This window comes from Desulfuromonas sp. KJ2020 (genome assembly GCF_024197615.1).
Lineage (GTDB): Bacteria > Desulfobacterota > Desulfuromonadia > Desulfuromonadales > SZUA-540 > SZUA-540.
Genome location: NZ_JAKUKE010000001.1, coordinates 765600 through 778842 on the forward strand (window position 1 = coordinate 765600; position 13243 = coordinate 778842).

At 60.6% G+C, this 13243-nt stretch carries 8 protein-coding genes; all 8 read right to left on the minus strand.

Annotation, left to right across the window (positions count from 1 at the left end; all coding sequences use genetic code 11):
- Positions 1–641 precede the first annotated feature (641 nt).
- The 8 genes from MJO47_RS03470 to nadA all read right to left on the minus strand — a co-directional run bounded on the left by MJO47_RS03470 (position 642) and on the right by nadA (position 13232).
- On the minus strand, positions 642–1301 hold the full coding sequence (locus tag MJO47_RS03470; protein ID WP_253959726.1) for a TrkA family potassium uptake protein: 660 nt from the start codon (positions 1299–1301) through the stop codon (positions 642–644).
- Between the two features lie 24 nt (positions 1302–1325).
- Positions 1326–2666 carry a TrkH family potassium uptake protein gene (locus MJO47_RS03475; protein WP_253959727.1) on the minus strand — a complete coding sequence of 447 codons (1341 nt, stop codon included), beginning with the start codon at positions 2664–2666 and terminating at the stop codon, positions 1326–1328.
- 122 nt (positions 2667–2788) lie between these two features.
- Positions 2789–5602 carry an excinuclease ABC subunit UvrA gene (uvrA, locus tag MJO47_RS03480; protein ID WP_253959728.1) on the minus strand — a complete coding sequence of 938 codons (2814 nt, stop codon included), beginning with the start codon at positions 5600–5602 and terminating at the stop codon, positions 2789–2791.
- Positions 5599–6630, minus strand: a complete 1032-nt coding sequence (gene pdxA / locus MJO47_RS03485; RefSeq protein ID WP_253959729.1) for a 4-hydroxythreonine-4-phosphate dehydrogenase PdxA — start codon at positions 6628–6630, stop codon at positions 5599–5601. The genes uvrA and pdxA overlap by 4 nt, the downstream gene beginning before the upstream one ends.
- 117 nt (positions 6631–6747) lie before the next feature.
- Positions 6748–7698, minus strand: coding sequence for a SurA N-terminal domain-containing protein (locus MJO47_RS03490; RefSeq protein ID WP_253959730.1), 951 nt, complete (start codon positions 7696–7698; stop codon positions 6748–6750).
- A gap of 21 nt (positions 7699–7719) precedes the next feature.
- Positions 7720–8649, minus strand: a complete 930-nt coding sequence (locus MJO47_RS03495) for a peptidyl-prolyl cis-trans isomerase (protein ID WP_253959731.1) — start codon at positions 8647–8649, stop codon at positions 7720–7722.
- Positions 8650–8751: 102 nt separating this feature from the next.
- Positions 8752–12243: a transcription-repair coupling factor gene (gene mfd, locus MJO47_RS03500; protein WP_253959732.1), complete on the minus strand. Its 3492-nt coding sequence runs from the start codon at positions 12241–12243 to the stop codon at positions 8752–8754.
- Between the two features lie 74 nt (positions 12244–12317).
- A complete protein-coding gene (gene nadA / locus MJO47_RS03505; protein WP_253959733.1) occupies positions 12318–13232 on the minus strand; it encodes a quinolinate synthase NadA in 915 nt (304 codons plus the stop codon).
- Positions 13233–13243: the final 11 nt, after the last annotated feature.

Here is a 13243-nt window from a genome sequence, read left to right on the forward strand (position 1 = left end):
GTTCATCGCAAACTGGTCGCGCAACGGGGGCAGGTGAGCATGCTGGTGGAAGGTACGCGGTGCCCGCAGGTCGGGCAGAAGAACCAGTAGCGGCAATATTTGCATTGAGGTTCGGAAACCCCTTGTTTTTTCTTACACTTGGGGCACACGCGATACATTTTTTTCTGTTCGATGTAGTCCGCAAAGATCAGGGCACAACGGGGGCATTCCTGCGCCTGGCGATTGCGAATCTCAGCACCACAATTAGGATTGGGGCACAAAAAGACCGTTTTGCAGCCGCTGCACCAATATTTTCCCTTTTTCATTTCCTTACATACGGGGCACTTATCCATGATCAACCTCTTGACTTTCGTGTTGCGGCCGAACCGATAGCTGGCAACTTGCGTAAAAAAAGCCGGTCCCTGAAGACCGGCTCTTGGTGGGGCCATTCCTCACGGGGATAAAACTAGGATGGGACGATGCGTTCCTGACCGCAATCCCTCGCCTGAATCCAGGATCCGGCCAAAAAATAGATGGATGATTTTGGTACGTTGTTCACTGGTTATCCCTTCTCGATGCCTTGCCTTGTGAAACCTGTCTAAGCCGCCGAAGTTTGATTATTCTACAGACACCGGGCCTTGTCAACCGGGACCAGGAAAATCTCACGGCGCCACTATTTTCAGTTTTTCCAGGTTCTCCTTTTTCCCCATGAGGATCATGGCCGAGTCTGCCGCAAAAACAAACTGGGCCGAGGGGATGAGATGGATCCGGTCCGTCAAAATCTCTTTCACCGCGATCACGACGACATCATGATGGCGCCGCAGATCGATATCACCCAGACTACGCCCGATAAAGGGATCCGGTACCGCGACTTCCACGATATCGTAATCGGGCGCCAGCGGAATATGCTCGATCAGGTTCGGTTGGTGCAGGGTGCGCGCCAGATGGCGGGCCCCTTCCTGTTCGGGGTTGATCCACTCCGTTGCGCCGATGGCTTTGACGATCTTGCCGATGGCGGGGGTCTCGGCCTTGACGATGATGCGCTTTACGCCGAGATCAACCAGGTTGAGCGTGGTCAGGGCGATGGCTTCGAGGTTATCGCCAAGATTGAGTATGGCCGCCTCCATATCGGCACTGACCAGGTCGACCAGGGCTTCCTGCTCTCGGGCGTCGGCAATGAGACAGGCCGTTACCTGGTCTTTCAGCTCTTCAACCCGTTTTTCATCCCTATCCACGGCCAGGACGTCCTCCCCATAGGAGGCGAGTTCGAGGGCGACATTCCGGCCGAAATTTCCCAAGCCGATCACCACATAACTTTTCATTCGTCTCCTCCCCTCTCTTTCGGCTCAACCCAAAACCAGGTCGGCCTCGGGATAGCTGTAACGCTCTTTTTTGTTGCGCCTGAAAAGAGAATACCCCAACACCAGGGGACCGATCCGGCCAGCAAGCATGGTCAGCAGGATCAGGCTCTTGCCGAAGGGCGTCAGGTCGGGGGTCAGCCCCGTGGAAAGGCCGACTGTTCCCAGGGCCGAGACGACCTCAAACAGGAGTCCTGCCAATTCGGCCTCCTCGGTAAAGAGAAGGATCCCCGTCGCCAGGATGGTCCAGAGAAAAGCCAGGCTGACCAGGGCCAATACCTTGTTCAGCAGGAGAGGCGAAATCTTGCTGCCCCCGGCGACGGTATCCGCTCTGCCAGCCAGATGGTCGCGCAGATACACCCACAGCAAGGCCATTGACAGCGTTTTGATCCCCCCTCCCGAGCCCCCCGGCGAGGCCCCGATAAACATGAGAACGATGAGCACCCACAGCGTCGCCGTCGGCAGACTACCAATATCCAGCGTGTAAAATCCCGTGGTGGTGGCCGCCGACAGCGCCTGGAAGGCGGCGTCAAGCCCCTGTTGTCCGAGGGGAACGCCCGCCGTCGGCAGCGGCCGATGGCCCAGCCACACCAGGATCGTCCCGGCAACAGCGAGGCCAAGGCTTGTTTTGATGACCAGACGGCTCTGCAGGGACAGTTTTTTCCTTCCGCCACCCGCTCCCCGCTTCCTGACCGCCACCAGGTCATGGATCACCAGGAACCCCAGGGCGCCCAGCCCCATGAGGACATAAATCACCAGCTGAATTGCTGCCGACTGGCGGAACCCGCTCAGGCTGTCGGCATAAAGCCCGAAACCCGCCGTGCAAAAAGCCGAAACGGCGTGAAAAAAGCCGCTGTAGAGAGCCTCTGGCGCCGGATAGTCCGCACTGAACAGCCAGGCCAAGCCCAGGGTTCCGGTCAATTCCACCGCCAGGGTCAGGCCCACGATGAATTTGCCATAGGTCAGCATGTCCACCCGCGGGGGCCGGGCCATGGATTCCCGCAGCAGAACCCGCGAGTTCAGGGACAGCCTGCCGCCCAGGCCGGTGAGGATGCCGGCCAGCAGGAGCATATAACCGAGGCCGCCGATCTGGAAGAGAACCAGGATGACCAGCTCGCCAAAAAGGGAGTAGGCTGAGCCGATATCCACCACGGTCAGGCCGGTGGTGGTGACGGCGGAGGTGGCACAGAACAGGGTATCGAGGAACGGTTGAGAGTGGGCGTCCGCGCTGGCCGCTGGCAGCTGGAGCAGCAAGGCCCCCGCCAGGATGATGACGACATAGCCGAGGACGATCTGTTGCAGAGCGCTGAGTCTGGGGCGGTGCGTCATGACTTTTCCAGTTCGGCGAAAGAGGGGAGGACCGGCAGACCAGGGCGCCCTGGTCTGAATTTTCAGTCCCTGTTATCCCTCTATCAGCCACCGGGGAAAAGTCAATGCACGACGGGCCGCCTTTAAAGATTCAGGTAAGAACGCAGATAGCGTCCGGTGTGGGAGGCCGAACAGCGGGCGACCTCCTCGGGCGTGCCACACACGACGATCTCGCCGCCGCGACTGCCGCCTTCCGGCCCCAGATCGATCAGGTGATCGGCCACCTTGATCACATCCAGATTATGCTCGATGATGATCACCGTATTGCCCGCATCGACCAAGCGCTGCAAGACGTCCAGCAGCTTCTGAATATCGGCGAAGTGCAGTCCCGTGGTCGGTTCGTCCAAAATATAGATGGTCTTGCCGGTGGCCCGCTTGGACAGCTCCTTAGCCAGCTTGACCCGCTGGGCTTCGCCGCCGGAGAGGGTGGTGGCGCTCTGCCCCACCTTGATGTAACCGAGGCCCACGTCGCGCAGGGTCTGCAGCTTGTTGCGGATACGGGGGATATTTTCCAGAAACTCGCTGGCCTGATTGACCGTCATGTCCAGCACATCGGCGATGCTCTTGCCCTTGTAGCGCACCTCCAGGGTCTCCCGGTTGTAGCGCGCCCCCTTGCAGACCTCGCACTGGACATACACGTCGGGCAGAAAATGCATTTCGATTTTAAGGATACCATCGCCCTGGCAGGCTTCGCAGCGCCCACCCTTGACATTGAAGGAAAAACGCCCCGCCTTGTAACCGCGCACCTTGGCCTCGGGGAGCTGGGCGAAGAGATCGCGGATATCCGTAAAAACGCCCGTGTAGGTCGCCGGATTCGAGCGGGGGGTGCGTCCGATGGGGGACTGGTCGATATCGATAACCTTGTCCAGCATGTCGAGACCGATGATGGCGTCGACCTTGCCCGCCTTCTCTTTGGAGCGGTAGAGCTGCTGGGACAGGGCTCGAAAGAGGGTGTCAATGACCAGGGTGGATTTGCCGGAGCCGGAGGCGCCGGTGACGCAGGTCATCACTCCCAGGGGAAAAGCCACATCGACCCCCTTGAGGTTGTTTTCGCGGGCATTTTTGATCTCGAGAAAGCGGTCGCTGCGCCGGCGCTGCTTGGGCAGCGGGATGGAGAGGGCACCGGACAGGTAGCGCCCCGTCAGCGAATTGGGATCGCGCAGAATTTCCTGCGGCGTACCCTGGGCTACGATGCTGCCTCCGTGCACACCGGCGGCCGGGCCCATATCGATAACGTGGTCGGCCTCCAGAATCGTCTCTTCATCATGCTCGACTACCAGCACGGTATTGCCGAGATCCCGCAAGCGTTTGAGGGTTTCGAGCAGGCGGCGGTTGTCCCGCTGGTGCAGGCCAATGGAGGGTTCGTCGAGAATGTAAAGCACCCCCACCAGGGAAGAACCGACCTGGGTGGCCAGCCGAATACGCTGCCCTTCACCACCGGAGAGGGTGCCCGAAGCCCGGTCCAGGGTCAGGTAGTCGAGTCCGACATGGGTCAGGAAGGAAAGACGCTCGCGGATCTCCTTGAAAATACGTCGGGCAATCTCCTCCTCTTTGGGGGTGAGGGTGATGGCGGCGAAAAAGGCCTCCGCCTCGACGATGGACATCGCCGTCACCTCGCGGATGCTTTTGCCCGCCACCCGCACATTCAGGGACTCGGGACGCAGGCGGGCGCCGTGGCAGGTGGGGCAGGGCATGACGTTCATGAAGCGTTCGAGATTTTCCCGCACATTTTCCGAATCGGTCTCTCGATATTTGCGCTCCAGGTTCGGGATGATGCCCTCGAACACCTTGTGATAGAAGTGACGGCGGCCGCCCTGATCGAAAAAGAAGCGGACCTCTTCCTTGCCGCTGCCGTGCAGCAACACTTCCCGGATGCGCGCCGGCAGCTCAGCGAAGGGGGTGTTGATGTCGAAACCGTAGTGATCGGCCAGCGCCTCGATCAACTGCTGATAATAGAAGCCGGTGCGGGTCTCCCAGGGAACGACCGCCCCTTCGCGCAAGGACAGGGCCGGATTGGGCACCACCTGTTCCGGGTCGAAGTACATACGGGTTCCCAGACCGGAACAGTCGGGGCAGGCGCCGTAAGGGTTGTTGAAGGAGAACATGCGGGGGGTGATTTCAGGATAGGAGATGCCGCAGTCGACGCAGGCGTGCTTTTCGGAAAAGAGCTGGCTCTCGCCGTCGACGACTTCCACCCGCACCACCCCGTCGGCCAGACGCAGGGCCGTCTCCAGCGAATCGGCCAGGCGGCTTTCCAACCCCTCCTTGATAACCAGGCGGTCTACGACCACTTCAATCGTATGCTTTTTGTTCTTGTCAAGCTCGATGGACTCACCCAGTTCATGCATCTGTCCATCGACCCGTACCCGCACGAAGCCGTCGGCCTGCAACTGCTTGAGTTCCTTGCGGTACTCGCCCTTGCGCCCGGCCACGATGGGGGCCAGCAGCATCAGCTTCGTCTTTTCGGGCAGCTGCATAACGCGATCGACCATCTGCTCCACGGTCTGTGAGGCGATCTCCTTGCCGCAGCCCGGGCAGTAGACTCGGCCCACGCGAGCGAAGAGCAGGCGCAGATAGTCATAGATTTCGGTGACCGTGCCGACGGTAGAGCGGGGATTTTTCGAGGTCGTCTTCTGTTCGATGGAGATGGCCGGCGACAGGCCCTCAATGCTGTCGACGTCGGGCTTCTCCATCTGCCCCAGAAACTGGCGGGCATAGGCGGAGAGGCTCTCGACGTAGCGACGCTGGCCTTCGGCATAAATGGTGTCGAAGGCCAGGGTGCTCTTGCCGGAGCCGGAAACGCCGGTAATGACGACCAGCTTTTCCCGAGGGATTTCGACGTCGATCCCCTTGAGGTTATGCTCGCGGGCACCCTTTATAATGATCTTGTCAATCATGGATTTGATCCTTTGTGTTCATCGCGGTCTTTGGCGGCCATGTCCCCGGCCAGGCGGAGCGCCGCCAGCAGGCTCTGGCAACTGGCCCTTCCTGTGCCGACCAGATCGTAGGCCGTGCCGTGATCGACGGAGGTACGAATGATGGGCAGGCCGAGGGTGACGTTGACCCCATCCTCGAAGTGGAGCAGCTTCAGGGGGATAAGCCCCTGGTCGTGATACATGCAGACCACGGCGTCATGAGCACCCTGGACGGCAAAGTGAAAGAGGGTGTCGGCACTGTGGGGTCCGCTGGCCTCGATCCCCTCCCGACGGGCGGCCTCAATGGCCGGCACGATGAGACGCTGCTCTTCGTCGCCGAAAAGTCCTCCCTCGCCAGCATGGGGGTTCAGGGCCAGCACGGCGAGGCGAGGGGCTCTCTCCTTCACGAAATAGCGGCGGAAGGCGGCATCGGTGATCCGTATCGTCTCGAGGATGTCCGCCGTGGTCAGAGCCCTCGGCACCTGGCGCAGGGCCATATGGGTCGTCACCAGGCAGACCTTGAGCCGCTCGCCGCCGAGCATCATGACAACCTGCGGCACCCCGCAGCGATGGGCCAGTAGCTCGGTGTGGCCGGGAAAATCGCAGCCGGCCGCATGAATGGCTTCCTTGTTGATGGGCCCGGTCACCATGGCCCTGCCATGACCGGCCAATACCTGGTCGCAGCTCCATTCGATATAGTCGAGCATGGCACGGCCACAGGCCGGCGTCGGCTGGCCGAAGGACAGACCGGATGCCGGCAGCTCGGACAGCGCGCGCACGGAAAGGATGTTTCCCTCGATCTCAAGCTGGTGCGTGGCCAGACCCCGGCCCGGAGTCAGCACGGCGGTCCGGCCGAAAATCCGGGCGGCCCGGGCCAGCACGCCGACATCCCCGGCTACCAGCAAGGCGGGGGCGGCCGCCAGCAGCTCGCCGGAAATAAGAGCTTTGATCAAAAGTTCCGGGCCAACCCCAACAGGATCTCCCATGCTGACGATAACAGGTTTTTCCATTCCTGGCTCCTGACCGATAGTATTCCGAAGGTCTTTCTGTTTATTGGCCTCAAAGACAGGAGCCCCGCCGATGGTTCGACGGGGCCCCTGACATCGGTGAGGTTACGGCGCGTGGATTTATATCTTGATCTCGATGAAGGCCTTCGCTTTGAGCTCTTCCATCCAGTCCTTGACTCCTTGCGTCTTTTTACTCTCGATCACCTTGCGGCTGATTTCCTCTTTAACGGTGTCGAAGTGCCGGATATTGCCATCGCTGCGCTCTATCATAAAGAGGACATGGTAGCCTTCCGGGGTTGACACCACATCGCTGACCTGGCCCTGCTGCAGACCCGCAACGGCCCGTTCAAAGGCCGGGGACAGCTCCCCTTGACCAAAGGCGCCCAGATCCCCGCCCCCCGCCTGCCCACTTTCCGCATAGCTGGCCAGCACCCTGGCAAAGTCCTCCCCCAATTGGAGACGGGAGACGGCTTCCTGCGCCAGGGCATAGCGCCTGTCCAGCTCTGCCTTGCTGGCGCCGGGAGCAACCGGGAAGGTGATATGGCTCAGACGGATAAAGGGGTTCCCGCGAAATTCATCGATATGCTCCCGGAAATAGTCGCGGATTTCCTGGTTGGTCACCTCCAGGCGGCTCTGCACTTCGCGGCCGAGCAATTTGAAGCTCTGGATCTGCTCCCGCAGGTTTTCCCGGTATTCCTCAAAATCCATTCCCTGCGCGCTCAGCGCCTGCCGCAACTGTTCGCGGGTCAGGTTGTTCTGCTTCTCGACGTCGCGAATGGCTTCTTCCACTTCCGCATCGCTGACCGCCAGACCCAGCTCGGCGGCGCGCTGGCGCATGAGCGATTCCTCGACGAGACCCTGCAGGATCTCCCGGCGCCGGCTATCCATGGCCACAGGCCCCAGGCTTTCCTGCTCGGCCGGAGAAATCCGCTCGTCCACGGCCCTGTCCAAGTCATAGGTAGTTATCGCCTCTTCGTTGACGATGGCGGCAATTTCATTGAGGACCCTGGCCGAGGCCGAAGTGCCAAACAGCAGCAGGGCCGCCAGAGCGATGGTAACAATACGTCGCATGAAAAGATCCTTGTGGTTAATTTACAGCCGCTCCCAGTCGACCTCGATGACGGCCCGTCCTCGTAACTCATGGAGCCATTGCTGGTAGGCCCGTTCTTCCTTCTGGGTTCGCAGCGTCTGGCGGATGTCGTCTTTGACTTCGTCCAGCTTCAGACGTACGGCCTTTCGTTTTTCTTCCACCTTGAAAATATGATAGCCATAGGAACTTTGGGTCAGGTCGCTGATTCGCCCCACCGCCAGGCTGAATACCACGGCATCGAATTCAGCCGGCATTTCGCCCCGGCTGAAAAAGCCGAGATCCCCCCCCTCTTCAGCGTCGGGAGAGAGAGAGTGTTTGCGGGCGACGATATCGAACTCCTCACCCTGCCTCAGCAGGCCGAGCACACGCTCGCCTTCCTCCTGGCTGCTGACCAGGATCTGGCGAGCCCGAACCTGTTCAGGACGGTCGAACTCTTCCCGGTATTCGTCATAATAGGCGGAAATTTCCTCGTCACTGACCTCGACGCGGGAATAGACGGCCTCTTTCAGCACTTTTTCCATCAGCAGCCCGTCGCGCAATTCTCTCTTCCAGTCCTCCAGCGTGATGCCGCGATTTCCGAGCATCTGGTCGAAGGTGTTTTCGGGATAATCCCGACGGTATTCCTGAAAAGCCGCATCTTCCTCTTGCGGGCTGACCGTGAGACCGAGCCTGTCCGCCTCGGCCAAAGCCAGTTCCCGGTCGATGACCTGAACGAGAAAAGACCGCTTCATCTCACTTCGTTCCTCATCCGAGACGGACTGATCCGCCGGCAGGGATTTTTCCAGGTCGCGCTCGAATTGCTCCAGGGTGACAACGCGTCCATCCACTCGGACCAGGGCCTGGGCCTGGGTGGCATCTTTTTGCTGACAGGCACAGAGTCCGGCAGCCAGCAAAATGACCAGAAAAAGGGATACTAAGCGGCGATTGGGCATGGTGATTGGTGGCCTCGGGAAAAGCAGGGGAAAAGGTTCGCCCGTCGGAAAGCCAGCGGACTTCCGGTGAAAAACCGGTCTGAAAGAGTCACGCTAGCACAGTTACAAAAAAGCTTGCAATTCTTTTTTAGCCGCCTCAACCAGCTCTTCGGCCGACGTTTTCGCCAACCGGACCGAAAGGCGGTAATCCGGGGTAAAGCGATAGCGGCCGCTTTTGTCTTCCATCAATCGCAGAATCTTTTCCGGGGGAACCGGCGTCTCGGCGTGGAAACCAAACACCAGCTGGCGACCGTCAAATTCGGCGAACTCCACCTTCAACTGCTTCATCAGCAGGCGCAACTTCATGACCTCGAAGAGCAGAGAGGTCGGCGGGGGAATCTCGCCATAGCGATCGCGCAATTCATCGGCGATGGCGTAGAGCTGGGCCTCGTCAGGTACCGAAGCCATCTTTTTGTACAACACCAGACGCTGGTTGGGATCGGGAACGTACTTTTCCGGCAGGAAAGCGGAGACGCCCAGGCGGATTTCCGGGTCGATGCGCTCTTCGACCGCCTGGCCGCGCAATTCGTGCACCGTCTCTTCCAGCAGTTCGGCATAGAGCTCGAAGCCGATGGCGGCAATCTGGCCGGCCTGCCTGTCGCCCAGCAGGTCGCCGGCACCCCGCAATTCGAGGTCGTGGCTGGCGATACGAAAGCCCGCCCCCAGCTCCGTCAGCTCCTGCATGACCTTTAAACGCTCCCGCGCCTCCCGGGTCAAGGAGCCTTCACCGGGGATGAGCAGATAGGCATAGGCCCGCTGATTGGAACGCCCGACCCGGCCGCGAAGCTGATAGAGCTGGGCCAGCCCGAAGCAGTCGGCCCGATTGACGATAATGGTGTTGGCTCTGGAGATGTCCAGTCCGTTTTCGATAATGGTGCTGCTGACCAGAAGGTTGGTTTTGCCCTCAATGAAATCGAGCATGACCCTTTCCAGTTCCCGCTCACCCATCTGGCCATGGCCGACGGCAATTTTGGCTTCGGGGATGAGCGTGCCCAAAAATTCGGCCATGGCGCCGATGGTCTGCACCCGGTTATGGACAAAAAAGACCTGACCCCCGCGGCGCAGTTCCCGCAATACGGCCTCGCGGATCAACTCATCGTCAAAACGAGTCACATAGGTCCGCACCGCCAACCGATCAAGCGGGGGCGTGTCAATGACGGACAGGCTGCGCAGGCCCATGAGGCCCATGTGCAGGGTACGGGGGATGGGCGTCGCGGTGAGGGTGAGAGTCGCTACTTCGGCCCGCATCTTCTTCAGCCGCTCTTTGTGGGAAACGCCGAAACGCTGCTCCTCGTCGACGATCATAAGGCCCAGATCGCGGAACCGGACATCCCGCTGCAGCAGGCGATGGGTGCCGATGAGGACGTCGATTTTGCCTTCCGCCGTCTTCTGCAGAATATCTTTCTGCTCCCTGGGCGTGCGAAAGCGCGAGACCATCTCCACCTCGAGGGGATAGCCCTCGAAACGCTCCCGGAAACTCTCCAGGTGCTGCTGGGCGAGGATGGTGGTCGGGACCAGCACGGCCACCTGTTTGCCATCCATGGCCGCTTTAAAGGCCGCCCTGATGGCCACTTCCGTCTTGCCGAAGCCGACATCACCGCAGATCAGGCGATCCATGGGCTTGCCTGACTGCATATCCTCCAGGGTGTCCCCGATGGCGTCCAGCTGATCCGGCGTTTCCTCGTAGGGGAAGGCTGCCTCGAATTCCCGGAAGGTCCGGTCCGGTGGCGAAAAACGATAGGCCTCGGCCATCTCGCGGCGGGCATAGATATTGAGTAGTTCGCGGGCCAGTTCTTCTACCGCCGCCCGGGCTCGCAGGCGGGCTTTCTCCCAGGAACCGCTGCCCAAGCGGTCAAGGCGGGGTACATGGCCCTCGCCGCCGACATATTTCTGGACTTTTTCGATACGGTCCACCGGCAGGTAGAGCCGATCGCCACCAGCATACTCGATCTGCAGGAAATCCCCCTCGATGCCGTTCATCTCCAGGTGCTGGAGGCCGCGATAGAGCGCGATGCCGTGATCGGCATGGACGACATAGTCGCCTTCCTTGAGCTCCGCCAGGGAGGAGAGGAGCGCCTTGGCCCGGGCCTCGGAAAGGGCCCGGCGACGAACCCGCTGGCCAAAGATTTCCTCTTCGGTGATGACGGCCCACTTTTCTTCCGGCAAGCGGAAACCGGCCTGCAGTTCGCCCTGAACCAGGCGGACTTCGCCGGGCTCGGGGCGCTGCCCCTTATTTGAGGTGCCGGAGAAAAAGAGCTCCAGCCCGTAGGGGCGCAGCAGGTCGGCCATGCGCTCTGCCTGACCCCGCTGATGGCAGACCAGCAGGAGGCGCCAGGACTCCTCCTGCCACCGCGACAGTCTGTCGGCCAAGGGGGCCAGGCCATCCCTTCCCTGAAGCAAGCCACGGATATCCCCATTACCATCGACGCGAAGGCGGTACGGTTGACGGTCGTCCTGCAGACGGTACACCGGCAGGATGGGCAGGTCGATGCGGCCCGTACCGGCAGCCAGGGCCTGCTCCACCTCGGCGGCCGTCAGATACAGGTCGGCGGCTGGCGCATAGGGTTCATCCCGGTTCGCCGCATGCCGTTCTCCTTCGGCAATCTCGGCGCTAAATCGATCCATTTCCTGCTCCACCTCAGGCGGATCGACGACCACCAGTCGCGCCCTGGGAAGATAGGAAAAGAGGGTATCCAGCGAAGGATAGTTGAAAGGGAGGAGAAAAGCGCGACCGGGAGATAGCAGCCCTTCGCGCGCCTCTTCCAGGATAACCTCCCGCTGGGTGCGCGGCAGGCCGAGATCGTCGCAGCGTTCCTTCAGGCGGCGAGCGAAAGTCTCCAGATACTCGCCGGTCAGTATCATTTCCCGGGCCGGCAGCAGCTCGATCTCTTCCAGTTCCTGCTGTTCGGAACGCTGGGTCGCCGGGTGGAAGGGTCGCATGCGCTCGATGGTGTCGCCGAAAAATTCGATACGAACGGGAGCTGGGCGGGAGGCGGGAAAAATATCGAGGATATCGCCCCGCACCGAAAAGGTGCCCCGGTCTTCCACCAGCGGAACCGCATTGTAGCCCAGAGCCAGCAGGCGACCGGTAAGGGAATCCCGCTCGTAATCGTCCCCGCAGACCAGGGGGCTGCTCAGCTGGGCCAACACCTGTCCCGGAATGACTTTCTGCATCAGGGAACGCACCGGCATAACGGCTGCACGCACGCGCCCCTGCAGCATGGCGGTAAGGCTGGAGAGTCGGGCCGCTTCGACTTCCGGGTGAGGCGTCAGGGGCTCGTAGGGGTGCACCTCCCAGTGAGGAAGAGTCACGGTCTCCCCCTGTCGGCCATGGTAAAAGTCGAGGGCCGCCGCCAGGGTATCGGCCTGTTTCTGATCCGCTGTCAGCACCAGCAGCGTATCGCTGCTTTTGGCCAGATAGCGTGCGAGCAGATAGGCGGGACTGGAACCCGTCAGTCCCACCACTTCGGTCGGCTGACGACGCTCCAGCAGGCTGGCGACGCACTCCTCCACGGATGTTGGCGGCGTATCAGGAGGTGGCTGCTCGTTCGACATAGGTCTGACCCATAAAAGAAGGGCGTGCCCGTGCACGCCCCGTGTAAGCTAAGGATATCTGTCGTGGCAAGGCTTCAATCGCGCGGGACGGCCAGCATGCGGTCAAGGGCCGTGCGCGCCTTCTCCCGCACGTCTGCCGGCACGGTGATCTCCGGTGACAGGGTCTGCAAACTATGAAGAACGTCTTCCAACGACGTTAACTTCATATTGGGGCAGATCAGACGGGAGGTCGGCAGGATGAACTCTCGGTCCGGATTCTCCCGGCGCAGACGATAGAGGATACCGGCTTCCGTCCCGACAATGAACTGGCGATCGGCGCTGGTGCGCACATAGTCGTACATGCCGCTGGTGGAGCAGATATGATCGGCCATGGCCAGAATATCCGGATGACATTCAGGATGGGCCATGAACACCGCCTCCGGATAGTCCTTTTTGGCCCGTTCGACATCGGCCACCTGGAGGCGCTCATGGGTGGGACAGTAGCCTTCCCAGAAATGGCAGACCTTGTCGGTATGGCCGGCAATATAACGGCCCAGGTTGCGATCCGGCACCAGGATGACTTCGGCCGCGTCCAGGGAATTGACCACTTTAATGGCGTTGGCGCTGGTACAGCAGATATCGCTCTCCGCTTTTACCGCCGCGCTGGAGTTCACATAGGTGACAACGGGCACACCGGGATGGCGCGCCTTCAGCTGACGCAGGCCCTCGGGGGTCACCATGTCGGCCATGGGGCAACCGGCATCGGGACGCGGCAGCAGCACGATCTTCTCGGGGGCCAGAATTGCCGCACTCTCCGCCATGAAGTGAACGCCGCAAAAGACGATCACATCCTTGTCCGTTCTGGCTGCCTCCATGGAAAGACCCAGGGAGTCCCCCGTTATGTCGGCAATTTCCTGGATTTCATCCCGCTGATAGTTGTGGGCCAGAAGCAGGGCGTTTCTTTCCTGGGCCAACCGGCGAATTTCCGCTTTGATCTCTTGCTGGTTCATTGCCTACCTTT

What these genes read in the sequence shown, in the direction of transcription:
- MJO47_RS03470 (WP_253959726.1), bottom strand. Translation starts at nt 1,301, where the DNA reads ATGAAAAGTTATGTGGTGATCGGCTTGGGAAATTTCGGCCGGAATGTC.
- MJO47_RS03475 (WP_253959727.1), bottom strand. Translation starts at nt 2,666, where the DNA reads ATGACGCACCGCCCCAGACTCAGCGCTCTGCAACAGATCGTCCTCGGC.
- uvrA (WP_253959728.1), bottom strand. Translation starts at nt 5,602, where the DNA reads ATGATTGACAAGATCATTATAAAGGGTGCCCGCGAGCATAACCTCAAG.
- pdxA (WP_253959729.1), bottom strand. Translation starts at nt 6,630, where the DNA reads ATGGAAAAACCTGTTATCGTCAGCATGGGAGATCCTGTTGGGGTTGGC.
- MJO47_RS03490 (WP_253959730.1), bottom strand. Translation starts at nt 7,698, where the DNA reads ATGCGACGTATTGTTACCATCGCTCTGGCGGCCCTGCTGCTGTTTGGC.
- MJO47_RS03495 (WP_253959731.1), bottom strand. Translation starts at nt 8,649, where the DNA reads ATGCCCAATCGCCGCTTAGTATCCCTTTTTCTGGTCATTTTGCTGGCT.
- mfd (WP_253959732.1), bottom strand. Translation starts at nt 12,243, where the DNA reads ATGTCGAACGAGCAGCCACCTCCTGATACGCCGCCAACATCCGTGGAG.
- nadA (WP_253959733.1), bottom strand. Translation starts at nt 13,232, where the DNA reads ATGAACCAGCAAGAGATCAAAGCGGAAATTCGCCGGTTGGCCCAGGAA.